Source organism: Nocardiopsis aegyptia (genome assembly GCF_013410755.1).
GTDB lineage: Bacteria > Actinomycetota > Actinomycetes > Streptosporangiales > Streptosporangiaceae > Nocardiopsis > Nocardiopsis aegyptia.
Map to the genome: position 1 here is coordinate 4,101,040 of NZ_JACCFS010000001.1, position 25,897 is coordinate 4,126,936.

A 25,897-nucleotide genomic window follows, 5' to 3' on the forward strand; every position below is an offset into this window, starting at 1 on the left:
ACGATTGATACGACTCTTGCACGATAGAGGGAGGAGGCCGATGATTCAACGGGCGGAAGAACGGGTAGGCCGGTCGGATCACCTGCGCCCGCGCCGCGGATCCGCGCACGTGAGAGGTCCCGTACGCGGACCGGCCGGCTACCGCGCCCTGGCCGGGTTCTGGAAGGGCACGCCGGCGTCCGCGGACAGCGCGGCCTTCAGTTGCACCGTGGTGTCGTCGGCGAGGACCTCCGGCCGGTCGTCCGCGAGCCCGTCGAGCGCCGCGCGCACCACGTCGGCGGGGTCGTTCAGGTCCGCGTCGATCCCGGCCATCATGTCGGTGTCGGTCCCGGCCAGGACCAGGCCGGTCACCAGCGTTCCCTGCTCGGCGAGTTCCACCCGGACGCCGTTGGTGAGGGACCATGCGGCGGCCTTCGACATGGCGTAGCCGTTCGCGCCGTCGAAGACCGTCCACGACAGGGCGGACAGTACGTTCAGGACGGCGCCGCCGCCGTTCGCGGCCAGAGCGGGCGCGAACGCGCGGATCACGTTGAGCGTGCCGAAGACGTTGGTCTCCATCTCCCGGCGTACCTGCTCCAGGTCGCCGAGGACGAGGTTCTGCCGGAGGGACACCCCCGCGTTGTTGATCAGGACGTCGACGTCGGCCGCCGCCGACGCCGCTGCGGCGACCGAGTCCGGATCGGTGATGTCGAGCGGCAGCACCTCGGCTCCGGGGATGTCGACCTTCTCGGGTGTGCGGGCGGTCGCGTAGACCTTGGCCGCGCCGCGTTCGAGCAACTGCAGGGCGAAGTGCCGACCGATGCCGCGGTTGGCACCGGTGACGAGGGCTGTGCTTCCGGCGAGCTTCATGCTTTCTCCCGTGGACGGCGAGCGGACGTGCTCGCGAAGGCGACTGTCACGATTCACCGTAGGGAGCAAGGCGTGAGCGGGTCGATGACTCGCATGCGCAGATCAGTGTCCGTTCGTCGCATACGAGCACACGCATCGGATCCGGCGGGACCTGGACACCTCCGCCGCGCGCGGCGTAGGGTCCGCGGATGGACTTGCTGTCGGACATCCTCACCGTCACCGGTGTGCGCGGAACGCTCGGGGCGCGGATCGAGGGCGCCGAGGGATGGGGCGTGCGCTGGACCCCGACCCCCGGTTCCGCCGTCGTCTACGCCGTCGCCGCCGGGACGGCGTGGCTCACGGTCCCGGGGCACGACCCCAGGCAGCTCATGCCGGGCGACGCCGTGCTGCTTCCGAGCGGAGGCGAGCACGATGTCTCCGGAGCCCCTGGTGTGCGGTCGCCCGCATGCGACCATGTCGCCGCGGAGCTGGCACGCGACAAGGGCGACGTGCTCCGGCTCGGCGAGGGGGAGGTCGGCACCCATATCCTGGGCGCCTCCTACGAGTACGACCACGCGATGTCCACGCAGGTGCTGGCGACCCTCCCCGCAGTCGTGCACGTGCGCGCCGACCACGGCGGCACCTGCCTGGACGACACCGTCCGCCTGCTCGCGCGTGAGATGGCCCACCCGCAGATGGCGACCGCCGTCGTCCTCGATCGCCTGGTCGACGTCCTGCTGGTCCAGCTGCTCAGGGTCTGGCTCCTCACCCGGCCGGAGGAGGCGGGGCGCTCGTGGCTGCGCGTCCTGGGCGACCCGCTGGTGACCGACGCGCTGACCCGGCTGCACCGCGATCCCGGCCGCGCCTGGACCACGGAGGCACTCGCCGCGGAGCTGGCCGTGTCACGGGCGACGCTGTCGAGGCGCTTCCTGGCCGCGGCCGGGCAGGCGCCGGGCTCCTACCTCACGCGGTGGCGGATGGACCTGGCGGCACGGCGCCTGCGCGACACGGACGACCCCCTGGAGGCCGTCGCCCACGCGGTCGGCTACACCTCCGCGCACGCCTTCAACCGGGCGTTCAGCCGTGCCCGCGGCCAGTCGCCGGGACGCTTCCGGACCGCCGCACGGGAGAGCGCCCGGCGCCCGGCCGCCTGAACCGGCGGCCCCGGACCCGGACCCGGACCCGGACGCGGACCCGGACCCGGGCGCGGACGTGCCTACCTCGGGCGCCGGCGCAGGTCGATCTGGGCGTTGGCGCCGGTGTCGGGGTCCACCACGACCTCCTGGCCCGCGGCGATCCCGTCGACCTCCAGGTCGGCGTCGGTGGGAGCCGCGCGCTTGAGCACGCCCAGCGCGATCGGACCCAGCTCGTGGTGGCGGGCCGACGAGCCCACCCGGCCCACCTTGCGCCCGTCGAGTTCGATCGCGGCGCCCACCTCCGGCAGGCGTTCGGCGGTCCCGTCCAGGTGCAGCATGACCAGGCGGCGCGGAGGACGCCCCAGGTTGTGCACCCGCGCCACCGTCTCCTGGCCCGGGTAGCAGCCCTTCTCCAGGTGCACCGCGCGGCCGACCCAGTCCACCTCGTGCGGGATCGTGCGCTCGTCGGTGTCCACGCCCGCGCGCACCCTGTGGTGCGCGATCCGGTCGGCCTCGTAGGCCCACATCCCGGCGGGCCGCGCTCCGGCGGCAGTCAGCGCCTCGGCCGCGGCGGACAGCCGTTCGGCGGGCACGAACAGGTCGGTCTCGTCCATCGTCAGCCGCGCGACCACGCCCTCCAGGACGTCGCCGGCTCCGTCGACGGCCTCCGCGCGCTTGGGGCCGAGGAGGGTCAGCACGGCGAAGTCGTCGCCGAGGTCGGTGACCTCCACGCGCAGCATGAAGCGCATCGAGTCCAGGAACGCGGCCAGGTCGGCACCGCGGCCCGGCTCGGTGTGGATCCAGGTGGACTCCCCGTCGTCCACCAGCGACAGGTGGTGCCGCAGGTGGCCGCGGGTGTCCAGGACCAGGGCCTCGGTGCCCACACCGGGGGCCAGGCCCGTGGTGAGCTGACTGGTGAGGTCGTTGAGCCAGCCGAGGCGGTCGGGGCCGCTCACCCGGACCACGCCCCGGTTGCTGCGGTCCACCCAGGCGGCGGCGCGCTCGGCGGCACGGCCCTCGTGGGCGGGGTCTCCGTAGTGCGCGGCGACGCCGGAGTCGGTGTGCTCGGCGGTCACGGCCCCGGGGGTGCTCAGCAGCGGCGAAGTCATACCGCCGAGACTAGGTCATGTTCCGCGGATACGCCCGCCCGTCGCCCGCCACCACCCTCAACGGACGCCTACGGCGCGGTTCCCCTTTGCCCGTCGCCCGCCACCACCCTCAACGGACGCCTATGGCGCGGTTCCCCTTTGCCCGTCGCCCGCCACCACCCTCAACGGACGCCTATGGCGCGGTTCCCCTTTGCCCGTCGCCCGCCACCACCCTCAACGGACGCCTATGGCGCGGTTCCCCTTTGCCCGTCGCCCGCCACCACCCTCAACGGACGCCTACGGCGCGGTTCCCCTTTGCTCCGCTCGCGACGGGCAGCATCCACGGAACACGCCCTAGCCGCCCGGCCGAGCCGTTCGCGAATATGTCCCTGACCTGCGGTTATGTGAACCAGAAAAACATTTGCCCGACGGGACCCGCGGGACGTACTGTCGGTGGCACGCAGGAAAGGAGGTGGTCCGAAAGATGGTTTATCTCAGGACTGGCGAGGTGGCCGTCCGCTAGGACGACGCTCGCGTTCGCGACGTCGTTCGCCGCGAATCCACGACGGACACCCGGACCCCGGGTCGCCGGAACTCGTCCGACCGGCCCCACCCCCTCGGTGGGAGGACACCCGGGGTCTGCCCATGCCCGCGGTCCGGCCGCGGAGCTACTTCTCGGCCGGCCGCGCGCCGGCCTTCTTCAGCTGCGCCGACATGTACGACCGCAGTTCGTGTCCCCGCGCGGCCAGGTCCCACGCGTAGCCCAGGGTCTCGCGGTCGTCGCCGAAGAGCCCGTAGAGGCGGTGCGAGGCGGTGACCTCCAGGCCGGTGATCGTGTGCATCACCGCGTTCGTGGCCATCTCCACCCGGTTGGCGAACACGTTGCCCAGGTAGGACTCGATGAACCCCTCGTTGTGGGTGATGAGCACCTCGAGGTGGATGATGTTCTTGTCGTCGTCCTTGGCGTACTGCGCGGTGTCGGCCTCCGACAGCGCGCGCCAGTAGCCGGACTCCTCCGCGATGACCTCGCCCAGCGTGCCGTCGGCCTTCATGCGCCAGGCCCTGCTGGTGTAGGTCAGGTACGGCGCGTCCGGGGTGTGGGAGAACTCGACCTCCTGCCCGAACTGGAACTCTTCCTCTTCGGCGTAGCCGGCGACGCCGACGCCCTCCCAGCGGCCGAGTAGGAAGGACAGTTTCGCCAGATCGGGGTGCACTTCAGCGTCCATGACCTCTGAGCGTAGCCGGATCGGAGCACTGGCACGTCCGCCCGTCCCGGCTCCGCCCCCTGCCACCAGCGCGCCCCGGGACGGCCATGCCCAATTGGCCCCGCTTTCCCGAAGAACTGGTAAAGATTGTCTGCGACACGGTGTGGTCACGGGGTGTCGAACCCGCCGTCGTCTCCCACCTCCGACGCTGAAGTAAGGGGCGGCCTGTGTTGCTGGTCATCGGTTCGGCGCTGCTCATCGCCGCGGTCGTCCTCCTGCCCCTCGCCGTCATCGGCCTGCGCCGCTGGCTGCGCCAGCGCGGTGTCGCCCAACTGCGTCCCCGGTCGCTCGCCGCGCTGGAAGGCCGGCGCGTCACCCTGTCGGGGATCGCTGCCCCCGGTCCCGCGGGCCCCATCACCTCCGGACTGGCCGGCGCGGAGTGCGTGTGGCACGGGCACGAGGTGCTGCGGCACTACTGGCCGCTCAACCACGACGGCGGCACGGTGCGCGAACGCGCCTGCGACCCCATCGCCGAGTACGGCGGCGAGGAGCTGTTCGGCCTGGTGGCCGAGGGCGACCGCGCCGACGGCGACCGCATCTTCGTCGACCCGGGCGAAGCCGACACCCGCGGCACCGAACTGTGCCTCAAGCGCGTGGTGGGACGCCCGCAACCCGGTGTGGCCGCCGCCGCGGACGACCTGCTGCCGCGCGTGCGCGGGCGGATCTCCGGGGTCTTCCGCGGTGAGACGATCGAGTTCGAGTACCGCGAGTGGGTGATCCGCCCCGGCGCGCGGCTGCGTGTCAGCGGACGGGTCCAACTGCGCGACGGTCGGGTCGTCCTGGTCGCCCCCGAGGGCGGCCGGCTGGCCATCGAGCACGGCGTCGACGCGCAGCCCGCCCGCACCCCGCCCCGGCGCCGGGAGGCGGTCGCGCTCACGGTGGCCTTCGGGGTCTGCGCGGCGGTGGGGGCGGTGCTGGTCCTCGCCGGCTTGTCAGTAGGCTGACCGACATGTCCCGTTCCTTGGTGATCAAGGTCACCGCCGGAGAGAACGACCCCGAGCGGTGCAACCAGGCCTTCACGGTCGCCGCGGCGGCCCTGGCCAGCGGGGTCGACGTCTCGCTCTGGCTGACCGGGGAGTCGGCGTGGTTCGCCGTCCCCGGCCGGGCCGAGGCGTTCTCCCTCCCGCACGCCGCCCCCCTGTCCGACCTCCTGGACGCGGTCCTCGCGGCCGGCCGCGTGACGGTGTGCACGCAGTGCGCCGCCCGCAGGGACCTGGCCCAGGACGACCTCATCGAGGGCGTGCGCATCGCCGGGGCGCCGTCGTTCGTGGAGGAGGCCGTGGCCGACGGGGCCCAGGCACTCGTCTACTGAAACCGCCCCCGCACGCACGGCGCCCGTGCCACCGGTGGTGGCACGGGCGCGAGCGATCAGCGGCGGCGGCGCGGAGCCTCAGCCGAAGCGGAGTGGGCAGGTCCGGAGCCGGAGGCTCTCCGTTGAGGGCGGTAGCCCTGCACCCGCCGTAGGTCGCCCCAGGGCGATGGTGGGCGACGGGTGGGCTACTTCTTGCCCTGGTTGGCGACGGCCTCGATGGCGGCCTTGGCGGCCTCCGGGTCGAGGTAGGTGCCGCCCGGGTTGCGCGGGTGGAAGTCGTCGTCGAGGTCGTACATCAGCGGGATGCCGGTGGGGATGTTCAGCCCGGCGATGTCGGCGTCGCTGATCCCGTCCAGGTGCTTGACCAGGGCGCGCAGCGAGTTGCCGTGCGCGGCGACCAGGACGGTCTTCCCGGCGGCCAGGTCGGGGACGATGGCGTCGTACCAGTAGGGCAGGGCGCGGTCCAGCACGTCCTTGAGGCACTCGGTGCGCGGCCGGAGCTCCGACGGCAGCTGCGCGTAGCGGGTGTCGGCGGCCTGCGAGTAGGGGTCGTCGTCGGCGATGGGCGGCGGCGGGGTGTCGTAGGAGCGGCGCCAGATCATGAACTGCTCTTCGCCGTACTCCTCGCGCGTCTGCGCCTTGTCCTTGCCCTGCAGGGCGCCGTAGTGGCGCTCGTTGAGGCGCCAGGAGCGCTCGACCGGCAGCCAGTGCAGGTCGGCGGCGTCCAGGGCCAGGTTCGCGGTGCGGATGGCGCGCTTGAGCAGCGAGGTGTGCAGGATGTCCGGCGTGACACCGGCGTCCTTGAGCAGCTCACCGCCCCGGCGGGCCTCGTCCTCGCCCGTCGCCGACAGGTCCACGTCCACCCAGCCGGTGAACAGGCCCTTCGCGTTCCAGACGCTCTCACCGTGTCGCAGCAGTACCAGAGTTCCCATGGGACCAAGCCTAGCCACTCCGCTTGTCCGATCGGGCGCCCGCATCTCCTAACGCTGTTAGGAAGGGCCCTCGGGGAGCGCCGCGGGCTCCGTCCCCGCGTGCGGCTCGGCCAGGTGGGCGAAGGCCCGGAGGTTGCGCATGTCGTGGCCGCGCTCGGCCCGCCACTTCCACTCCTTGCGGATCGCCGAGGCGAAGCCCAGCTCCAGCGCGCGGTTGAAGTTCTCGTCGGAGTAGGTGAGCACGCACCCGAGCAGCCGGTCGACCTCCTCGGGCGTGACGCCCTCCAGCGGCAGGCGTCCGCGGATGTACACGTCGCCGACCTCGTCGGCCGCGAAGGCCATTCCGAACATGCCCGAGTTGCGCTGCATCAGCCAGCGGTAGAACTCGCCGTGGTTCTCGTCCGGTTGGCGGCAGAAGAACGACGTCACGCCCAGGCTGTGCGGGCCGACCTCCAGCCACACGAGTGTCTTGAGCTTGGCCCGGCCGGGGATCGTGACGAGGAAGGAGCCCTCCCGGGGCAGTTCCGTCTCCAGTCCGGCCTCGGCGACCGCCTCGGTGATCGCCCTCGCCGCGGCCTCACGCGCCGTCTGCGTCTGCACCTGCGGGTCCCTTCCGGTCATCGGCACGCCGCCAGCGGCAGCGCGCGCGGGGTGATGCTCGTGCGGTACACGTCCAACAGTTCGTCGACGGTCCGCGACCAGCCCAGGGTGGCGGCGTGCTTGGGGGCCGCCATCGCCAGCTTGGCACGCCAGGCGGGCTCGGCGATCAGTCGGTGCAGCTCGGCGGCGTAGTCGGACGGGTCGTGCCCCTCCACCAGCACACCGGACTCGCCGCCCGACACGGCCGTGGTGAGCCCGCCCACGCGCGCGGCGACGACCGGGGTGCCGCAGGCCTGGGACTCCACCGCGACCAGGCCGAAGGACTCGGAGTAGGACGGCACCACGGTCGCGGTGGCCGCGCGGTAGTAGTCGGCCAGCCGATGACGGTTCTGCGCGGGCTCCAGGCGCACCACGTCGGCCACGCCCAGGGACTCGGCCAGGTCGGTGAGCAGGAGGGGTTCGCTGTGGCCGACGCCGGACAGCCCGCCGACCACGCCCACCACCAGGCGCGAGCGCAGGGACGGGTCGCGCTCCAGGAGTTCGGCGGCGGCGCGGATGAGGACGTCGGGGGCCTTGAGCCGCTGCACGCGTCCCACGAACAACAGGAGTTCGGTGTCCGGGGCCAGGCCGACGCGGGCCAGCGCCTCGGACCGGGAGCCGGGGGTGAAGACCTCCAGGTCCACACCCGGCGGGATCGTGCTGATCTGGTGGTCGCGGGCGCCGTAGTGCTGCTTGAGCTGGCGCGCCTCGTCGTCGGTGTTGGCGATCAGCCGGTCGGCCTGGCGGACCAGCTGGTCCTCGCCGCGCACCCGCATCTCCGGTTCGGGCCGGTCGCCCTCGGCCAGGGCGGCGTTCTTCACACGGGCCATCGTGTGCATCGACTGCACCATCGGCACCCCCCAACGGCGAGCGGCCACCACGCCCGCGCGTCCGGACAGCCAGTAGTGGCCGTGGACGAGGTCATAGTGGCCGGGATCCCCCTGGGCCTCGGCGCGCAGGAGTCCGAAGATGAACGGACACAGGTGTTCGGCGAGGGCGTTCTTGTCGAGGTGGCCGAAGGGGCCGGCGGGGACGTGCCGGACGTTGACGCCCGGGGCGAGTTCCACCACCGGAGGCAGGTCGGCGCGGGTCGCGCGGGTGAACACGTCCACGGCCACGCCGCGTTCGGCCATCCGGCGGGCGACCTCGACGACGTACACGTTGAGACCGCCGGCGTCACCGGTGCCGGGCTGGTCCAGGGGAGAGGTGTGCAGGCTGATGGTGGCGACGCGGGAGGGAAGGGAACAGGGGTCTCCCTCAGGCACGGTTCCTGACACCGGTGGTCCCTCCACGTCGTGTATACAGCCGCTGTCGTCAACAGCGACGAAGGTACACACTGTTCCCGCCTTGATTGTCCGAGGGGTCTGGTATTGACGGCCCCCGGCCTAGGGTGTAGCGGTCCACCCCGACACCAGGAAGTCGACCACGCCGGGCAAGGAGCGCCCCCACGTGCGGAAGTCGTGCCCGCCGCGCGGCCGGAGCGTGGCCACTGTCATACCGCGGTCGGTGAGCAGCCCGGCGAAGCGCTCCGCCTCGCCGCGGATGCTCCCCTGCTGGAGCGGCGTGTGCTCCTCGGTGCCCTCGACCAGCACGAACCGCAGGTCGTCGACCCCGTCGCCGTCGAGTAGGCGGTCGGGGCTGTGGGCCGCCGCGCGGTCGCCGAGCACGCCGTCGGGATCGTCGACGCGGAAGTACCCCGCCCAGCTCGCGACCTGCGCGTACAGGTCGGGGTGGCGCAGCGCCGTGGCGGCCGCTCCGTAGCCGCCCATGGAGAACCCGCCGATGGCCCGCAGGCCACGCGGGCGGACGTGCTCGCCCTCGACCGCCTCGATCACCTGTCCGGTGACGAAGCTCTCCAGCGCGAACCGGCCGTCGGCGGCGTCGGCCCACTCCGTGGTGGCGCCCCCGTTCTCCTGGCCGTGCGGCGCGGCGACGACGAACTCGACACCGGTGCGGCACATCTCCCGGTCCAGGAGCGGGCCGAGGTCCTCCTCCATGAGGGTCTCGTGCGTGGAGGCCGAGCCGTGCAGGAGGTAGAGGACGGGAAGGTCGGAACTGTCGGGGCCCGGCGGTCGCCGGATCCACAGGGGGCGCTCACCGCCCGGAGCCGCGTCGTCGGGCAGTGCCACCACCCGGTCCGTGCCGGGCTCGTTGCACACGGCGACCTGGCCGGGCTGGGGGATCGGCGCGGGGACGGGCGGTTCGACGTGGGCGGGAAGTCCGAGCCGGCCGGTGGCGAGCGCGGGGCCGGCCTCGGGCGGGTGCAGGCCCAGCCGATCCGCGACCCCCTCGGGCGGGAGGGTGGCCAGTGCCGCCGCGGCCACGACGACGACGCAGGAGGAGACGAGAACGACGGCCCGTCGGGAGAATGTCGCGAACACACCGAACCTCAGAGTCGGGACCAGCGGCAACCACGTCCCTCCGGAACGCGGTGGGTCGCGGATGGTCACTTATTGTAGTCAAGTGAATCCGTGTGGTGTCGGGAACGGCGGATTCGCACCGTGGTCAGACGTCGACCGGATGGCGCAGCCGCAGATCGTCCGGGTAGGGGCGCAGGTAGGTCTGCTCGCGCGCCCACACGACGTCCTCCGCCGCGCAGTGGTGCCGCAGAAGCGCGATGGGGAGGCTGAGCGGGGCCTCGCCCACCCGGTACGCCTCGATCGCCTCCAACAGGTCGTGCCGGCGGGCGTCGTCCAGCAGCGGGCTCAGCATCCCGAAGGCGTGCTGGAGCGCGTTGGCGTGCTTGCCACGGCTCGTGCGCACCGCCATCGTGGTGTGGAAGGCCCTCGTGTAGGCGCGCGCGGTCTCCGCGCGGTCGGTGTCGCCGACCGCGGCGACGATCCGGCCCGTCTCCCGGTACCCCTCGGTCGAGTGGGACATGAGCTGGAGCTTGTGCCGCGTGTGGAACTCCACCAGGTCCCGGGGCCGCCAGTCGTCCGAGAGCAGGTGCCGGAGGCGGGCGTGGGCGAAGACCCGCTGGACGAAGTGCTCGCGCAGCCCCGCGTCCGACAGGCGCCCCTGCTCCTCCACCGGCAGGTCCGGCAGCAGGCGGGTCAGGCGCTCGGCGAAGGCACCGCGCCCCTTCCCGTGGACGCGGTTCGCGGCGTCGTCGAACACGGGCAGCGCCAGGAGGCCGCAGCTCGGCGACTTGTTCTTGAGCACGTAGCCGTCCACGTGCTCCAGGCCGCCCAGGTGCCGGTCCGCGACCGCGGCGAGGTCGTCGGTGTGGTCGGCGCCGTCCTTGCTGGAGATGACCCGGTCGTCCGCACCGATCCGCTGGAGGCGCAGGGTCGGCCGGGGGACCCCCAGGCCGATCTCCGCCTCCGGGCAGACGGGCAGCCAGTCCACGTGCCGTCCCAGTTCGTCGGTGAGGAACCGGGAACGCGAATGGCCCCCGTTGTAGCGGACCGGGGCTCCCAGCAGGCAGCTCGAGACTCCGACCACGGGCCTGGCCGGTGCGGGGCGGAAGATGGCGCGCGGCTCGCTCATGCCCTCACGCTACTGGGTGAAGGCCGCCCCGGCCAGGAGAACGTCGCCTAGAGTGATGGGGGAAATCCCCTGTGCGTTGGAGGTGGCGTGTGCCGGCGACCGTGATCGTCCTGTTCACCCAGGACCTGCGGGTCCACGACCATCCGGCGTTGAGCGCCGCCCTGGCGGGCGGTGGGCCCGTGCTGCCGCTGTTCGTCATCGACGACCGCCTCGTGGACCGGGCCGCCCGCAACAGGAACGCCTACCTGGCCGAAGCCCTCGCCGACCTGCGGTGGTCGCTGCGCAGCAGGGGGGCCGACCTGGTCCTGCGCCGGGGCGACACGGTCGGGGAGGTCCTGCGCTTGGCGGGGGAGGTCGGTGCGGACACGGTCCACATGAGCGCCGGGGTCAGCCGCTTCGCCGCCCTTCGCGCGCGGCGCCTGCGGGAGGCCGGTTTGTCCGTGCGGGAGTTCCCGGGACTCACCGTCGTTCCGCCCGGGGAGGTCGTGCCCCAGGGCGGCGACCACTACAAGGTGTTCACGCCCTACTGGCGGGCCTGGGAGGGCTCCTCCTGGCGCGCGGTCGAGCGGGCCCCGAGCGCGATCCCCGCACACGGCGGAGTCGCGCCCGGTGAGCTGCCGCGCTCGCTCCGGGAACGCGGCCGGGGAGAGGGCGCCGCCCACCGGATCACCGGAGGCGAGGACGCGGCCCGGGCCAGGCTCCGGAGCTGGGTGGAGCGCGGTCAGGCCGACTACCCGGACCGGCGGGACGACCTGGCCGGGGCGGCCACCTCGCACCTCTCCGCCGACCTGCGCTTCGGCTGCCTGTCCCCGCTGGAGGTCGCCCTCGCGGGACGGGACCACCCAGGCCACGGGGAGTTCGTGCGCCAGCTCGCCTGGAGGGACTTCCACCACCAGGTGACGGCGGCCTTCCCCGACATCGGTCGCCGCGACTACCGGGACCGGGGGCGCCGGTGGCGGCACGACCCCGACGCCGTCGCGGCCTGGCGGAGGGGCCGGACCGGTGTGCCCGTCGTGGACGCGGGGATGCGCCAGCTCCTGCGGGAGGGGTTCATGCACAACCGGACCCGGATGATCACCGCGGCGTTCCTCACGCGCACGCTCCGGGTGCACTGGAGGGAGGGAGCCGCGCACTTCGAGGACCACCTCGTGGACGGCGACGTCGCCGACAACCACGGCAACTGGCAGTGGGTCGCCGGGACCGGCAACGACACGCGTCCCAACCGGGCCTTCAACCCGCTGCGCCAGGCCCGGCGCTTCGATCCCGGCGGCGACTACGTCCGCAGGTACGTCCCCGAACTCGCCGGCCTGCCGGGTGCACGCGCCCACACGCCCTGGCGGGAGGAGAGCCCGCCGGCCGGATACCCGCCGCCGATCGCCGATCCCGGGCACTGACCGGAGGCCGGGGGCAGCGAGGGAGGATCGTCGGGCGGTCAGGAGGGGTCGAAGACCCGCTGGAACGCGGCCAGGGCGGTGTCGTCGAACAGGACCAGCCGGATCTCGGGCACGCGCGCCTCGGCCGTGTGGATCGCCTCCGCGGCGATGCGCGCGGCGTCGTCCAGCGGCCACCGGTAGACACCCGTGGAAATCGCGGGGAAGGCCACGGACGACGCCCCGAGATCGTACGCCAGGCGCAGGGACTCGGTGTAGCAGGAGGCGAGCCGCGCACCACGGTCCTCCGTGGTGCTGTACACCGGCCCCACCGTGTGGATCACCCAGCGGGCGGGCAGTGCCCCGGCGGTGGTGGCCACCGCGTGGCCGACGGGCAGGCCGCCGCCGAGGTGTCCGGCACGCAGGCGGCGGCACTCCTCCAGGACCGCCTTGCCGCCCTTGCGGTGGATGGCGCCGTCGACCCCGCCGCCTCCGAGGAGGGAGCTGTTGGCCGCGTTGACGATGGCGTCCACCTCTTGTTCGGTGATGTCGCCTTTAGTGACGATGAGACGCGTGTGGTTGCTCGTGCCCATGGTGGAAATCCTTCCCCGGCGTTGGTCGGCAGTATCGCCGCCCGGATTGCTTTCGGCACGTGATTTCGGCGGGTCCGCCGGGCTCCGGTGTCCGTGAACAGGCGGCTTCGGGTCCGCTCCCGGGCGGACCGGCCGCCCGGCGGACGGAGCCGCATCGCCCTCCCCGCCGGGTGATCGGGATTTAACCGGGGGTACGACAGGCTGTAGTACTAGCCCCGGTAGACTTGGATCCATGAATCGGCTTGGCGAACTTGAACGCGCGGTGATGGATGTACTGTGGGCACGAAACGAACCAATGACGGTTCGTGAGGTCGGCAAAGCGCTCACCGAACGCGACCTGGCACACACGACCGTCATGACCGTGCTCGATCGACTCGCCAAGAAGAAGGTGGTCTCACGAGCGCGGGAGGGTCGTGCGTGGCGGTACAGCCCGGCCGCGAGCCGTGAGGCCTACGTGTCCGAGCTGATGTTCGACGCCCTCGGTCAGACGGGGGACCGCGACGCGGCCCTGGCCGCCTTCGTCCAGTCCATGGACGGCCAGGAGGCTGAAGCGCTCCGGCGCGCACTCGGGGAAATCGAGCAGCCAAGGAACTAGCCCGTATGGTCAGTGCCGCACTTCTCTCTCTCGTCGCGGTCGGCTGTCTCATCGCCATGGAGGTACTCCATCGGGCGAAGTGGCCGGCCCGCGGCCCCTACACCGCGGTCATCACCTGGCAGGCGCTCGGCCTGGCCTGGGGGGTGTCGACCATCGGTGCGCTCCTGGCGTTCGGGCTGTCCTCCTACGAACTGGGCGCCGCGCACGGCCTGCTCGCCCTGGCCGGCGACATCGTCACCGGCCGGCTCATCTCCTCCGAACTGTCCCTGGGCACGGAGGGCGCCAGCCACATCGTGGCCGTGGCGCTGGCCGCCGCGCTGACCCTCGTGCTCTTCTACGGTCTCGTCTCCTCCTTCGTGCAGGTCGTCCGCGTACGCCGCCGCCACCACGACCTCCTGGAACTGGTCGCCAAGGACCACCCCGACGTCCCCGGCGCACGCGTGGTGGACCACCCGGCCGCCGCCGCGTACTGCCTGCCCGGCGTGCTGCGCTCACAGGTCGTCATCAGCGAAGGGGCCCTGGCGGTGCTGGACCGCGCGGAGCTGGCCGCCGTCCTCGCCCACGAGAACGCCCACCTGCGCCAGCGGCACGACCTCGTCCTGCTGCCGTTCTCCTCCCTCAAGCGCGCGTTCCCGCGTGTGCGGCTGGTGCGCACCTACTACGAGAGCGTGGCGCTGCTCATCGAGATGTGCGCCGACGACCAGGCCCGTCGGCACAGCTCCCGCCGTGAGCTCGCCATGGCCCTGCTCCGCTTCGGCGCGGCCGGTCCCGCTCCGGTGCCCGCCGGTGCGATGGCCGCCGTCGAGGAGTCCGAGCCCGACGTCATGCGCCGGGTCAACCGCCTCCTGCGCCCCGACGACGAACTCCCGTACCACGCGGGCGCCGTCATCATGGGCGGCTCGGCGTTCCTGCTGGCCTTCGTCACCTGCCTCTGGCACATCCCCGTCTGACGACCGGAGCGCTCGCCGCGCGCCGACCCCGCACGGCGCCCCGTGTGATCTCAGCCTCGACCGGGCACCAATCGCGGATCCGATCCGTTTACTGTGGAGAGCGGGCGGACCCCCGTTCGGGACGTAGTCGGGAGTGTGCATGTACCTGATCTGGATGGCCATCTACACGGCCACTTTCGTGGCCAGCCTCTACGCGCTGATCGAGGCACTGCGCACACCGGCCTCCGCGTTCGAGATCATGGACAAGCAGAACAAGAGGCTGTGGGTCATCCTCACGGGTGCCGCCACCGGTGTGTCCCTGCTGGCGGTGCTCACCGGCACGGGTTTCCTCGTGATCATGGGTCTCGTGGCCACGCTCATCTTCCTCCTGGACGTGCGTCCGGCGGTCAAGGGGAGCCAGGGCGGTCGCAACAACGGCCCCTACGGCCCCTGGTAGACCTCACGCCCCGGTCCCTTGGGGGCGGTGGTCGGGCCGCGGACTCTCGTCCAGGGTCCGCAACACCTGCCAGAGCGACTCCGCGTAGGCGGGATCGCCCGTGTAGTGCGAGTGGCCCAGGATCTCCGGTCTGCGGGCCTCGCCCGGCGGCGCGTCGTAGGACCGCGGGTCGGGCAGCGGCTCGGCGATGGACACCACCTCGTCCTCCCCGATCTCCCCGGCGGCGTCGCGCATGCGCACCGGCCCCGCGATGGCGTCCGTCATCCGCCACAGGTTGCGCCAGTCCGACACCCGGGTCCGCAGGTCGGCGAAGGCCACCGGCCCGAAGTAGGCGGGGAAGTAGCGCGCGTACAGCCGGTTCAGCGGCGATCCGTGGGTGACGAGCGCGATACGCCCCTGGACGTCGGCGGGCAGCTGCCACACCGTGGCCGCGGCCAGTACTGATCCCTGTGAATGCCCCGAGAGCACCACACCCGTGCCGTCCCTGGCCATCCGCGCCACGCGCGCGGTCAGCTGCGGGACCGCCCGCTCCGCGTAGGAGGGCGGCGCCAGCGGGTGCGCGACCCGGGGCCAGAACGTGCCCACGTCCCACAGGGCACCCACCGCCTGGCGCGTGGGTCTGTCCCGGTAGGCACTGCGCCCGATCCAGGCCAGCGCCACCAGCGCCAGGCCACCGATGAGGGAGCCGATGGTCACCAGCCCCGTCACCGCCTCCTGCGCCAGCAGACCCAGCCGCCCGGAGACCGCCGCGTCCGCGGTCACCGCACCGGCGACCAGGTCACCGGACAGCACCGCGTAGAGCACCAGAACCACCAGCAGCACCGCCGGCGCCAGGAGCGCCACCAGCACCGACGGCAGGACCTCCGTCAGCCGTCCGACCGCCCGCGCCCGGGCGATGTCCCACGTGCGCCGGTCGCGCACGCTCCGGGCGTACTGCTCGGTGACGGCCGGTACGTGGGCCCGGGTGCCGCGCCGCACCTCCAGGGCGAGCACCGCCGCCGTGCCCAGCGCGATGGCCGCCTCGAACGCGAACGCGAGCTGTAGCCAGGAGTAGGCCGCGGGCGGATCCAGCGGCAGGCAGTGGTCGCCCCCGGCCGCGTCCCTCGTCCCGCAGCCGCTCAGCCACAGCGAGCCCTGGTAGACCAGCGCCGCCGAGAACCCGCCGCCCAGCAGGGCGCCCAGCACCGCGGTCGCCGGCCCCGCCAGTCCGCGCATCGCCGCGCCGTCGTGCGCCCGGTCCACGGCGTGGAGCACCAGCGCCGCCGTCAGAAGGAGCACGGCGAACGTGCCCTGGACGGCGAACAAAGCGTTGAGCGCGGTGTCGTGGCCGGGCAGCCGGCCCTCCGCGGACCAGCCCGCACGCGGCCACACCGCGTACCCGGCGACGGCCACCGCCAGCACGATGGTGGTGTCGCGCAGGATCCGGCAGACCCGGTCCGCCCGCGCGTTCCAGCGCGGATCCACCCCCGGAACGAGCACACTCGCGGCGCTGACGGTCAGTACCGCGCCCAGGAACACGGCCAGGGCGAGCCCCGCGTACGGCCGCACACCCGGATCCGCGTCGCGCGCCAGGTCGTCCTGGAGCGCCGGGACCAGCAGCAACAGGGCGACCATGCCCACGGCCACCGCGATGTGCGCCGACCGCAGCCGGGCCATGGTCTCGCTGTTGCGCCAGAACTCCGCGTGGCTGAGCGGCGCCTCGGCCGCCTCCCTGGGCGGCACCGGCGAGGCCACGACCTCGTAGTCGGCGGCCGTCCGCCGCGACAGGCGCCACAGCACGAGTACCACCGCGATCGGCAGCGCAGCGCCCACCAGCAGTGTCGTGCCCGGGGCGGAGAGCGGGGAGTCGGCGGCGGACAGGAAGCCCAGCCACGGCCTGGCGTCGGCGCACGCCTCGCCCAGGCCACCGCACTGCCACGCCACCAGGTCCATCCCGATCCCGGCCGTGGCCAGGGTGATGAGAGCGGTCAGCGACAGCGCGAGCAGGCGCACGCTCGCCCCGTACACGTTGTTGGCCACCCGGCTCAGCCCGGCGGGTTCACGGTCCATCCGGCCCGGACGCATCCAGTACGCCACGTTGAGCAGCATGAACGGGAGTAACAGCAGCCACAGCGCCCGTGAGGAACTGCCCGACGTCAGGTTGCCCCACGCGAAGATCTCCCGCCGCACGCCGGGGACGGTCTCGGTGTCGGGTTCGCGGCGCCACCGGAAGAACCCGGCCAGCCGGTCGCCGCCCACGCGCATCGCGGGCTCGACGTCCAACAGCTCCTCCGCCTGCCCGCCGCTGACGCCGTGCACCCGCAGTTCCACCCGGTCCGCGAGGGACCGGGGATCGTCGGGAGAGCACTCCCGCACCCCGGGTTCCGCGATACCGGGTTCGAAGGCCGGCGGTTCGGCCCTCGCGGGGTCGACGCGACGGACGTCTTCCCGCGCGCGGGGTTCTGTGGCACGCTGCTTGCCCGCGTCGGACCCGCGGGTACGGGACCCCTCCCGTGCGCGGGGCTCCGCGCTGCCGGGTCGGCCCGCGGGGACGATCTCTCGCACGTGGGGCCCGGTGGCGTCGGACCCGAAGGTACGGACCCCTTTCCACGCACGGGGTTCCGTGGCACGCGGTTCGCCCGCGGGGACGTCCTCTCGCACGTGGGGCCCGACCGGGGAGCTGCCGGTCGTGCGGGGCGAACGGAGGGGGTCGGCGGTCGCGGGCGCGGGAGAACCCAGGGGGGAGTCGTGGTCCTGCATATTCAGCATCCTGCCACGCTGAGTGGCCGAGCGACAGCGGTAACGAACGACCTGTGGACAACCGCCCCTGGCCGGATCCGGTCGGTGCCCGGACCTACTCCACCAGGTCCTCGTCGTCCACGTCCCAGGTGTTGCAGGCGCCCGGCGACTGCTGCTCCCACCCCGCCCGCGTCCACCACACGCCGTTGTCCTTCGAGCCGTGCGTGCGCTCCGACTCGGGGCCGTCCTCCCGGTCCGCGGTGGCCGCGGCGTCCTCCAACAGCGACTCCAGGTCGTCGTCGCCCAACGGGTAGGTGACCCGTACCGAGCCCAGGAACGCGCCCGCCAGGCAGTTGGCCTGCAGCTCACTGCGGCGCGTCCACGCGTTGCGCCCCTCGGCGTCCGACTCCTCCTGGCGCTGCCCGTGGTAGTACTCCAGCAACCCGGACTCGCCCTGCACGTGGTGGCTGTACTCATGGGCCAGCAGCGACGCGTACACCACGCTGCGGCCGGCGCCGTTCCACTTCTCCACCACGTCCGAGGTGCCGATGTAGATGCTCGTGCTCGCCCGGCAGTAGAAGGCGCCCGCCGACGACGGGTAGGCACGGCACGGGCTCACGCCCGGCTCGGACCAGAACACCCGCTCCGGCGGCTCGAACGGGATCCCCGCCCGTGCGAACTGGGTCGTCCACGCGTCGTCCAGGCAGTCCGCCACCGCGTGCAGGAACTCCTCCATCTCGGCGGCGTCGTCCACGTCCGGTTCGTCGACCGGGCAGGGCAGCGGGCTCAGCCGACCGGTGTCGTAGAGGGGGTTGGCCACCAGGGCCGCGTGGCCCGAGGGGCGCTCGGGCTGGTTCAGGCGGCCCGAGGCCCCCAGCACACCGGAGCCCCCCGACGGCTCCTGCGCGGGCTTGTCGTCGGGCGCGGTGCCCACCGCCCCGGCCGTGCCGTCGGAGGCCGTCCCGTCCGGCGGAGCGTCCTCGGTGACCGCCGTCCACGAGAGGAGGGCGAGCGCGAACAGGGCCGCGAGCAGGCCGCCCACCATGGTGAGCGGCCCCCGGCCCGAGCGGCGCCCGCTCACCGCACCAGGTCCTCGTCCACGTTCCAGGTGTCGCAGGACGCCGGGTCCACGCGGTCCATGCCGTGGGCGGTCCACATCCGGCCGTTCTCCGCCGACCCGTGGGTCCGGCCGCGGCCCCGGTCGCTACGGAGTTCGACGTCGTCGAGGATGTTGCGCCGCTCGGCGGGGCCGTAGCCCAGCGAGTCGCGGGCGGCCCCCAGGAACACGCCGCCCAGGCAGTTGGCCTGGAGCTCGTTGCGTCGGCTCAGCTCGTCGGCCTCCTCCTGCTCGGCACCCGCCCTCGCGCTGTGGAACTGCGCGAGGATGCGCGACTGTCCCTGGACGTGATGACCGTACTCGTGGCTGATGAGGAACGTGTAGGCCTCGGGATTCTCGTTGTCGGCCGAGGCCGCCACGATGTCCTCCAAACCCAGGTAGAGGCCCTGGTTGGCGCCGCAGTAGAACGCCGCCGTGCCCTCCGAGGGGAACGCTCCGCACGGGCTGTGGCCCGCGGCGGTCCAGTAGACGCGGTTCGGCGAGCTGAACTCCAGCCCCGCCGAGGCGAAGTAGTCGCCCCAGGCCTGGTCGAGACAGTCGGCGATCGCGTGGGCGAAGGTCTCCACCGACTCGGTGTCGTCCTTGTCCAGCTCCGGCGCCGTACAGGTCACCTCGCCCAGCTCACCGATACGGTACAGGGGGCTGTCGTCCAGGGGAGCGCTCCGGCCGACGGTCGTGGCCCCCTCGCCCCCAGCGGTGCCGCTCCCGCTCCCGGTACCGTTCGACGGCGTGACCGGCGCGGTGTGCTCCTGGTCGGCCACCGGGTGGGACCACGCGGGATCGGCGGCGTGCAGGAGCTCGGAGATCGCGAGGAACCCCGTGAACCCCATCGCCGCCAGCCCCGCCACCAGACACAGCGACACCCCGAGCCCCATCCGCTGGAGGAACCCCTGTCGCTCGGACCAGAACTCCGGACCCGCGGACACGCTCCGGCTCACGTTCGGCCCTCCACTGTGCGCGGGTACGCGACAACGCCCCGTGGCGACGCGGCCCCATCGGACCGGATAGGCTCTCGCGACATGTGGTGGGTCGGCTCCTGGCGCCCGGCCGTCGCGGTGGCGACGGCTCTTTTCGTGTACTCCTCGCTGCTTCTGGTGCCCGTCGTGGCCGGGACGCAGGGACGGGCCCACGCCGCGACTGCGGCACCGGGCACCACAGTACCGGGGGCACGAACGGCGGCGGCTGGCGCTCCGGCCGCGGTGGACCCGGAGATCCACAACGACATACGGCTCCGGCTCGACGAGCGCGGGATGCTCCACGGCGAGGAGACCCTCACGTTCAACGGGACCGCTCCCGAGACCTTCACCCGGTCGCTCACCGAGACCATGCTCTACGACACCGACCACGACCGGAACTTCGACGTGAGCGCGGTCGCGGCGACCGACCTCGAGGGCGAACCGGTGGAGGTCCGGACGGAGAAAATCGACGGCAAGCTGCTCGCCCGGATCGACACCGCCGGTACCGGCGGAGTGGTGCTCTCCTACCAGGTCACCGGCACCGTCAGCGAGGTCGCCCAGGGCATCCAGATGGAGTGGCGGGCGGTCGGCGGCTACAGCCACCGCGTCACGGCCACGGACGTCACCGTGACCGCGCCACTGCCGCCCGAGGCGCTCTCCTGCCTGGCCGGGGAACGGCTCAGCGCGATCTACTGCACCGCCTCCGACATGGGGGAGGGCTCCGACCTCGCGCACTTCCTCCAGGCCGACATGGACCCGCAGGACCGCCTGGACATCGTCGTCAACTACCCGCCCGGCACCGCGCAGGGCGAGCCCATCCTCACCCGGCGCTGGTCCCTCGTGTCGGCCTTCGAGGTCACCCCGATGACCTCCAGTGTGTTCGGGCTGCTGCTGGTGGTGCTCGTGGGCGGACTGGTGGTCCTGATCCGGGTCCGTGGACGGGACGAGCGCGCGTTGCGCAAGGAGGCCGCCCGGGGCGACCAGGCGCCCGTCGGACCCGGCGACCAGGGGCGGCCGCGGTTCGAACCGCCCGACGGCGTGCACCCGGGCCAGATCGGCACGCTGGTCAACGAGACCGTGGACATCACCGACCTCACCGGCGCGGTGGTCGACCTGGCGGTGCGCGGCTACATCCGGCTGGAGGAGCTGCCCCACGAGCACTTCACGTCCGTGGACTGGCGGCTGGTCCGCCTGGACGGCCCGCCGGGGGAGTCCCTGCTGCCCTACGAGTGGCTGCTGATGGACGCCCTGTTCGGCGAGCACGCGACCGTGCGCCTGTCGCGCGTGGGATCGCGGAGCACCGTCGACGACTTCCCCGCCCGCATCGACCGCGTGCGCGAGGAGCTGTACCGCGACATGGTCCGGCTGCGCTGGTTCGCCCGCCCGCCGCACCAGGTGCGCGGCCGCTGGAGCACCGCCGGCATGGTCATCACCGTCTCCGGCGTGGTCCTGACCGGTCTGCTGGCGGCGTTCACCTCGGCGGCGTTCACCGGACTGGCCGTCGTCATCGCGGGCGCGGCCGTCACGGCGGGCGCCCAGTACATGCCGGCCAAGACCAAGCTGGGCAGTTCGGTGTTCGCGCACACCATGGGGTTCCGCGACTACCTGCTCAGCCAGCGGTCGGCGACCGCGCCGGCGGGGCAGCGGGTGGAGCTCTACTCGCGCTACCTGCCGTACGCGGTGATCTTCGACGACGTCGACCGGTGGGCGAACATCCTGGCGTCGGCCGCGCTCGCCGACCTCAGCGACGAGGAGCTGACCGGCGACGGCCTGGCGTGGTACACCGGTCCGCGCGAGTGGCGGATCGAGGACTTCGCCGACTCCATCAGCGCGTTCACGGTGATCCTCACCGGCATCATCACCAACAGCCGCCGGCTGCGGCTGCTCAACCAGCGCCGGTTGCGGTAGCGGCCTGCCGTAGGGTCGTGGGCGCGGACGGACCGGCCCGCGGGGCGGGCGGGAACACAGGAGGAGGGACGGCATGCGTGCTGTGGTGCAGCGGGTGTCGCACGCGTCGGTGACGGTCGGCGGCGAGGTCGTGGGGGCGATCGACCGGCCCGGCCTGATGGCGCTGGTGGGCGTGACCCACGAGGACACCGAGGCCGAGGCGCGCAAGGTCGCGAGGAAGCTGTGGGGGCTGCGCATCCTGGAGGACGAGAAGTCGTGCTCCGACATCGGGGCCCCGCTGCTCGTGGTCAGCCAGTTCACCCTCTACGGCGACGCGCGCAAGGGCCGCCGCCCCACATGGCAGGCGGCCGCCCCGGGCCCCGTCGCCGAGCCCCTGGTGGACGCGGTGGTCAAGGAGCTGCGCGACCTGGGCGCGGAGGTCGCCACGGGGGTGTTCGGCGCCCAGATGTCCGTCGCCCTCACCAACGAGGGCCCCTTCACGGTCATCGTCGAGGTCTGAGGCGCGTCAGCCCACCAGGCCGTGGACGACCATGGGCTCCGTGGTCTGGACGTAGGCGACGACCGAGCCGGGCACGGGAACGAGCCGAGGCGTCCCCACGTCCCGGTACTCGTCGGCGTCGCTTCCACCGTGCGCGTACACGAGCTCGATCGCGTGTCCCGCGTCAGGTTCGCCGCCGAAGGGAGCGATCACGGCCGTGATGACGCGATCCTCCGTGTCGTCGTCCAAGGACAAGCCGCTGAGGACGGCCACGGAACCGTCCAGCACGGCGGCCCCCTCCAGGTCGGCGGAGTACACGAGCTGCTCAGGAATCCACGCCGTTGCGGTGGTCTCTCCCTCGGGAGACACCCTGTGGAAGCCCCAGGCCGCCGGCTCGCCCGAGTCGTCGTCCTGGGTGAGCAGCACGGTGCCGTCGTGGCCGGCGTCCACCAGCCGCTCGTAGCCCTCGACCATCTCCGATCCGTGCGCTGTCGGCTCCGACGGCGGTGCGCCGACACGTGCTCCGTCACGTGCTCCGTCACGCAGGTCCAGGACCCGGGGTGCCCCCTGGCCGCTCCCGCTCTCCACAGCGACCACCAGGTGCTCCTCGCGCGTGGGGAACGGCTGCCCGGGGGCGAAGTGGAACGAGCCCTCCCCCGCGGTGTCCCAGCCCTCCTCCCAGACGACCTCGCCGGTGTCCATGTCGATGGCCGCGACCGTCACGGTGAAGGACTCGTCGGGGTCTCCGGTCATGTCCCACGGGAAACCCCACTCACGTGCCCGGTCCGCGTCGGCGCAGCCGTACAGGACGACGAGGCGGTCGTCGATCAGGACGACGTTCTCCCCCGCGTACCATTCGTGCTCGGCACCGCACCACCGAACGCCGTCGTCCGGCACCCGGAAGGACCATGCTTCGTCGTTCGCGCCCGTCGGGCGCGCACTGATCCGGTCGGGCTCACCCGACGCGTCCCACGTGTAGAGCCGCATGTCGGCCGTTCGGTCCAGGAGGGTCGCACTGGTGTCCTCGTCCCCGGACGCGGGGGGCGGCTCGGCGGTCTCCCCGACGACCTCCCCGGTGGCGGTGTCGATCTCGGTGACGCGGCGGTCGCCGAAGCCCTCCTCGGGCGGAAGGAGGCTGACGAGGGCCCGCGCGCCGCCGTCGACCACCGCGACCTCCGTCTGGCCGGCCGGATGGCGGTGGCTCCAGAGCTCCTCCCCCGAGGTGCCGTCCAGGGCGGTCACCCCGTCCCCGAGGGACCATCAGGGGCCGAACGCACCCGGCTCCACGGCCACCAGGTCGGTGTCCGCCGGCGGCTCCCACGTCCAACCGGCCTCGGCGACATCGGTCGGTACTGGGACGGGCACGTCCGGGAAGGCGTCGGCGCCGGCGACCGTGTGCTCCGTGGCCTGGTACAGACCCGCCGCGCGCAGTCCCAGTTCGATCACCAGGACCAGTGCGAGACCGCCGACGGCGGGCGGCATCGACCGGCTCTGCGGCTGGAGCCGGGGCCAGCTCCCGGCCGCGGCCATCAGCACCATGCCGAGGGCGATGACCAGGGTCACCACCAGCGTCGAGGTTCCGGGGGAGTCGGCCCGGTGGACGCGGTCCGACCCGGCCGTCACGACGAACAGGTCGGGCGAGAAACCCACACAGGCCACGGCGAGACAGAGCGCGCCGGTCACCAGCAGGAAGGCCGTGTAACCCCAGGACCGACGCTTCGCCGGGCCGGCGTCGGGGTCCCGGCCGTTGCACTGCAGCACCACACCGAGCACGACCAGCCCGAGCCCCAGGGTGATCCACCACAGGCCGCCGCCCTGGGGTGTGGTCAACGGCTCACCCCGCGGGGAGAAACGGACGATGTTCACGCCCGCGAGCAGGATTCCGCCGGCGATCAGCCCGGCCCCGGTCCAGCCCAGCACCGTCGCAAGCGTCCACTCGTCGGACCGCGCCGCACTCTTCACCTGTGTCCCCGTTTCCACCGCACCGGCGTGCCGGCACTCCGCCCGGAAACGGGCGGTACGCCGGAAGCGCGCTCGACAAGATAACAGCGCGTACGGACGGGGACGCGGTCGGGAGCGGACCACGGGCGCGACAGGGCCCGGGGCAGGGCCCGGATGCGACGGTCCCGGGAGGTGGCGGGCCACGTCCCGGGACTGGGAGGGAAGGGGAGAGGGAGGTGGGGACGACCTACTCCACCGCGGCGGTCACCGGCTCGAACTTGTAGCCCAGGCCGCGCACGGTCACGATGTACCTCGGGGTGCCGGGGTCCTCCTCGATCTTCGCGCGCAGGCGCTTGACGTGCACGTCGAGGGTCTTGGTGTCACCGACGTAGTCGGCGCCCCACACCCGGTCGATGAGCTGCATCCGGGTGAGCACCCGCCCGGCGTTGCGCAGGAGCACCTCCAGCAGCTCGAACTCCTTCAGGGGAAGCTGCACGTGGTCGCCGCGCACCGTCACCACGTGCCGCTCCACGTCCATACGGACGGGACCGGCCTCCAGGGCGGCGGGCAGGACCACCTCGTCCTCGCCCCTGCGGCGCAGCACCGCACGGATGCGCGCCACCAGTTCGCGGGACGAGAAGGGCTTGGTCACGTAGTCGTCGGCGCCGAGTTCCAGACCGACGACCTTGTCGATCTCGGAGTCCTTGGCGGTGAGCATGATCACGGGGACGTTGGACTTCTGCCGCAGGGTCCGGCACACCTCGGTGCCCGACAGCCCCGGCAGCATCAGGTCCAGCAGCACCAGGTCGGCGCCGGTGCGGTCGAAGGTCTCCAGGGCCACGGTTCCCGTGGGCGCCACGGCGACCTCGAAGCCCTCCTTGCGCAACATGTACGACAGGGCGTCGCTGTACGATTCCTCGTCCTCGACAACGAGTACGCGCGTCACTGTGCCGCCTCCTGACGGTCGGTGTTCCGGGAGGCTTCGGCCCCCCGGTTCTCGGGTCTGGGCAGACGCAGAGTGAACGTCGACCCGGACCCCTCCTTGCTCCACACGTTCACTTCTCCACGGTGGTGGGTCATGATGTGCTTGACGATCGCCAGGCCGAGACCGGTTCCGCCGGTGGCCCGGCTCCGAGCGGCGTCCACACGGTAGAACCGCTCGAAGATCCTTTCCAGGTCCTGCTGGGGGATCCCGATCCCCTGGTCCGCGACGCTGATGTCCACGCTGGTCCTGGACACGCCGACCGAGACGGCGACCCGCGTGTTCTTCGGACTGTAGGCCACGGCGTTGGCCACCAGGTTGCGCAGGGCCGTGCCGAGCAGGCCCTCGTCGCCGAGGACGGTGACGCCCTCCGCGCCGCTGCCGACCAGCTCGATGCCCTTGGCGTCCGCGGGCATGCGCACCGAGTCGAGCGCCTCCTCCACGACGGGTCCCAGGTCCACCCGGGTGGGCTCGGCCATCGGCTCCGCGCCCTGGATGCGCGAGAGCGTGATGAGGTCCTGGATGACCGCGGTCAGGCGGGACGCCTCGGTCTGCATGCGGTCGGTGAAGCGTCGCACCGCCTCGGGATCGTCGCTGGCGTCCTGTACCGTTTCCGCCAGCAGGGACAGTGCGCCGACCGGAGTCTTCAACTCGTGCGAGATGTTGGCCACGAAGTCGCGCCGGACGGCCTCCACCCGGCGGTGTTCGGTCTGGTCCTCGGCCAGGACGAGGACGAGCCCGGTGCCGCCCAGGGGGGCCACGCGGACCGCGAAGGACGTGGCGTCGGGGCCGAACTTGCGGACGGCCACCTCGATGTCCGTCTCCCGGATCACCCCGTCCCGCCGTACCTGCCTGGCCAGGGCCAGGAGTTCGGTGATGACGAGTTCCTCGCCCCGGACGATGCCGAAGGCGCGGGCCGCGGACGAGGCGCGCAGCACGCGGTCGGCGGAGTCGAGTACGACGGCGGAGGAGGGAAGCGCGGAGAGCACCTCGGCGATCCCGGGCGGCAGCGTACTGCCGTCGGGACGAGGCGGGTCCGGTGTCCTGCGGTCGACCGCGCGGGCACGGAAGAAGGGACCGGCGAGGACACCGAAGACGATGCCCGTCACGAGTCCGAAGATGCCGGTCACGGCAGCGAGTAGTTCCCCTTGCACGGTTCGATCG

At 72.5% G+C, this 25,897-nt stretch carries 25 protein-coding genes; 9 read left to right on the forward strand and 16 right to left on the reverse strand.

Annotated features, from left to right (window positions below):
* Positions 1–138: 138 nt before the first annotated feature.
* On the reverse strand, positions 139–849 hold the full coding sequence (locus HNR10_RS18385; protein WP_179825208.1) for an SDR family oxidoreductase: 711 nt from the start codon (positions 847–849) through the stop codon (positions 139–141).
* A 188-nt stretch (positions 850–1,037) separates the two neighbouring features.
* Between HNR10_RS18385 and HNR10_RS18390 the strand changes: the two genes are divergently transcribed.
* The gene (locus HNR10_RS18390) at positions 1,038–1,982 is read left to right on the forward strand and encodes an AraC family transcriptional regulator (protein WP_179825210.1); all 945 of its coding nucleotides are present in this window, start codon (positions 1,038–1,040) and stop codon (positions 1,980–1,982) included.
* Between the two features lie 62 nt (positions 1,983–2,044).
* Here HNR10_RS18390 and ygfZ read toward each other — a convergent pair whose 3' ends face one another.
* Entirely contained in the window at positions 2,045–3,073 is a 1,029-nt protein-coding gene (gene ygfZ, locus HNR10_RS18395; protein WP_179825212.1) for a CAF17-like 4Fe-4S cluster assembly/insertion protein YgfZ, read from the reverse strand.
* Positions 3,074–3,720: 647 nt separating this feature from the next.
* On the reverse strand, positions 3,721–4,278 hold the full coding sequence (locus tag HNR10_RS18400) for a nitrobindin family protein (protein ID WP_179825215.1): 558 nt from the start codon (positions 4,276–4,278) through the stop codon (positions 3,721–3,723).
* A gap of 206 nt (positions 4,279–4,484) precedes the next feature.
* Here HNR10_RS18400 and HNR10_RS18405 point away from each other — a divergent pair, with 206 nt between their 5' ends.
* Complete coding sequence (locus HNR10_RS18405) at positions 4,485–5,261, forward strand: hypothetical protein (RefSeq protein ID WP_179825217.1); 777 nt, start codon at positions 4,485–4,487, stop codon at positions 5,259–5,261.
* A 5-nt stretch (positions 5,262–5,266) separates the two neighbouring features.
* Positions 5,267–5,629 carry a DsrE family protein gene (locus HNR10_RS18410; protein ID WP_179825219.1) on the forward strand — a complete coding sequence of 121 codons (363 nt, stop codon included), beginning with the start codon at positions 5,267–5,269 and terminating at the stop codon, positions 5,627–5,629.
* A gap of 185 nt (positions 5,630–5,814) precedes the next feature.
* Here the strand turns inward: HNR10_RS18410 and HNR10_RS18415 are convergent, their stop codons facing one another.
* The 5 genes from HNR10_RS18415 to HNR10_RS18435 all read right to left on the reverse strand — a co-directional run bounded on the left by HNR10_RS18415 (position 5,815) and on the right by HNR10_RS18435 (position 10,689).
* Positions 5,815–6,561 carry a phosphoglyceromutase gene (locus HNR10_RS18415; protein WP_179825221.1) on the reverse strand — a complete coding sequence of 249 codons (747 nt, stop codon included), beginning with the start codon at positions 6,559–6,561 and terminating at the stop codon, positions 5,815–5,817.
* 57 nt (positions 6,562–6,618) lie between these two features.
* Positions 6,619–7,182, reverse strand: coding sequence for a YbjN domain-containing protein (locus HNR10_RS18420; RefSeq protein WP_179825223.1), 564 nt, complete (start codon positions 7,180–7,182; stop codon positions 6,619–6,621).
* Positions 7,179–8,477, reverse strand: a complete 1,299-nt coding sequence (gene mshA, locus HNR10_RS18425; protein ID WP_179825225.1) for a D-inositol-3-phosphate glycosyltransferase — start codon at positions 8,475–8,477, stop codon at positions 7,179–7,181. The genes HNR10_RS18420 and mshA overlap by 4 nt, the downstream gene beginning before the upstream one ends.
* A gap of 108 nt (positions 8,478–8,585) precedes the next feature.
* A complete protein-coding gene (locus HNR10_RS18430) occupies positions 8,586–9,581 on the reverse strand; it encodes an alpha/beta hydrolase (RefSeq protein WP_179825227.1) in 996 nt (331 codons plus the stop codon).
* Positions 9,582–9,705: 124 nt separating this feature from the next.
* On the reverse strand, positions 9,706–10,689 hold the full coding sequence (locus HNR10_RS18435) for a YbgA family protein (protein WP_179825230.1): 984 nt from the start codon (positions 10,687–10,689) through the stop codon (positions 9,706–9,708).
* 89 nt (positions 10,690–10,778) lie between these two features.
* On the opposite strand from HNR10_RS18435, the gene HNR10_RS18440 reads away from it, so the two are divergent.
* The gene (locus tag HNR10_RS18440) at positions 10,779–12,083 is read left to right on the forward strand and encodes a cryptochrome/photolyase family protein (RefSeq protein ID WP_179825232.1); all 1,305 of its coding nucleotides are present in this window, start codon (positions 10,779–10,781) and stop codon (positions 12,081–12,083) included.
* Positions 12,084–12,121: 38 nt separating this feature from the next.
* Here the strand turns inward: HNR10_RS18440 and HNR10_RS18445 are convergent, their stop codons facing one another.
* Positions 12,122–12,652 carry an O-acetyl-ADP-ribose deacetylase gene (locus HNR10_RS18445; RefSeq protein WP_179825234.1) on the reverse strand — a complete coding sequence of 177 codons (531 nt, stop codon included), beginning with the start codon at positions 12,650–12,652 and terminating at the stop codon, positions 12,122–12,124.
* Positions 12,653–12,884: 232 nt separating this feature from the next.
* Here HNR10_RS18445 and HNR10_RS18450 point away from each other — a divergent pair, with 232 nt between their 5' ends.
* From HNR10_RS18450 to HNR10_RS18460, 3 genes are all read left to right on the forward strand, one after another.
* Positions 12,885–13,247 carry a BlaI/MecI/CopY family transcriptional regulator gene (locus tag HNR10_RS18450; protein ID WP_082376267.1) on the forward strand — a complete coding sequence of 121 codons (363 nt, stop codon included), beginning with the start codon at positions 12,885–12,887 and terminating at the stop codon, positions 13,245–13,247.
* Positions 13,248–13,252: 5 nt separating this feature from the next.
* Positions 13,253–14,197: a M56 family metallopeptidase gene (locus HNR10_RS18455; RefSeq protein ID WP_179825236.1), complete on the forward strand. Its 945-nt coding sequence runs from the start codon at positions 13,253–13,255 to the stop codon at positions 14,195–14,197.
* Between the two features lie 139 nt (positions 14,198–14,336).
* Positions 14,337–14,633, forward strand: a complete 297-nt coding sequence (locus tag HNR10_RS18460) for a DUF2516 family protein (protein WP_179825238.1) — start codon at positions 14,337–14,339, stop codon at positions 14,631–14,633.
* Positions 14,634–14,636: 3 nt separating this feature from the next.
* Here HNR10_RS18460 and HNR10_RS18465 read toward each other — a convergent pair whose 3' ends face one another.
* The 3 genes from HNR10_RS18465 to HNR10_RS18475 all read right to left on the reverse strand — a co-directional run bounded on the left by HNR10_RS18465 (position 14,637) and on the right by HNR10_RS18475 (position 19,343).
* A complete protein-coding gene (locus tag HNR10_RS18465; RefSeq protein ID WP_179829809.1) occupies positions 14,637–16,943 on the reverse strand; it encodes a hypothetical protein in 2,307 nt (768 codons plus the stop codon).
* Between the two features lie 523 nt (positions 16,944–17,466).
* Complete coding sequence (locus tag HNR10_RS18470; protein ID WP_179829810.1) at positions 17,467–18,396, reverse strand: neutral zinc metallopeptidase; 930 nt, start codon at positions 18,394–18,396, stop codon at positions 17,467–17,469.
* A gap of 32 nt (positions 18,397–18,428) precedes the next feature.
* Positions 18,429–19,343, reverse strand: coding sequence for a neutral zinc metallopeptidase (locus tag HNR10_RS18475; protein ID WP_179829811.1), 915 nt, complete (start codon positions 19,341–19,343; stop codon positions 18,429–18,431).
* A gap of 144 nt (positions 19,344–19,487) precedes the next feature.
* On the opposite strand from HNR10_RS18475, the gene HNR10_RS18480 reads away from it, so the two are divergent.
* Positions 19,488–21,332 carry a DUF2207 domain-containing protein gene (locus HNR10_RS18480; protein ID WP_179825239.1) on the forward strand — a complete coding sequence of 615 codons (1,845 nt, stop codon included), beginning with the start codon at positions 19,488–19,490 and terminating at the stop codon, positions 21,330–21,332.
* A gap of 73 nt (positions 21,333–21,405) precedes the next feature.
* Complete coding sequence (dtd, locus tag HNR10_RS18485) at positions 21,406–21,831, forward strand: D-aminoacyl-tRNA deacylase (protein WP_053616753.1); 426 nt, start codon at positions 21,406–21,408, stop codon at positions 21,829–21,831.
* Positions 21,832–21,837: 6 nt separating this feature from the next.
* On the opposite strand, the gene HNR10_RS18490 is transcribed toward dtd, so the two are convergent.
* The 4 genes from HNR10_RS18490 to HNR10_RS18505 all read right to left on the reverse strand — a co-directional run bounded on the left by HNR10_RS18490 (position 21,838) and on the right by HNR10_RS18505 (position 25,863).
* Positions 21,838–23,052 carry a PQQ-binding-like beta-propeller repeat protein gene (locus tag HNR10_RS18490; protein ID WP_179825241.1) on the reverse strand — a complete coding sequence of 405 codons (1,215 nt, stop codon included), beginning with the start codon at positions 23,050–23,052 and terminating at the stop codon, positions 21,838–21,840.
* A gap of 18 nt (positions 23,053–23,070) precedes the next feature.
* Positions 23,071–23,730, reverse strand: a complete 660-nt coding sequence (locus HNR10_RS18495) for a hypothetical protein (protein WP_179825243.1) — start codon at positions 23,728–23,730, stop codon at positions 23,071–23,073.
* Positions 23,731–23,998: 268 nt separating this feature from the next.
* Positions 23,999–24,697, reverse strand: coding sequence for a response regulator transcription factor (locus tag HNR10_RS18500; protein WP_053616752.1), 699 nt, complete (start codon positions 24,695–24,697; stop codon positions 23,999–24,001).
* Positions 24,694–25,863 (reverse strand): sensor histidine kinase, encoded by a 1,170-nt coding sequence (locus HNR10_RS18505; RefSeq protein ID WP_376769796.1) that lies wholly within the window; start codon positions 25,861–25,863, stop codon positions 24,694–24,696. The genes HNR10_RS18500 and HNR10_RS18505 overlap by 4 nt, the downstream gene beginning before the upstream one ends.
* Positions 25,864–25,897: the final 34 nt, after the last annotated feature.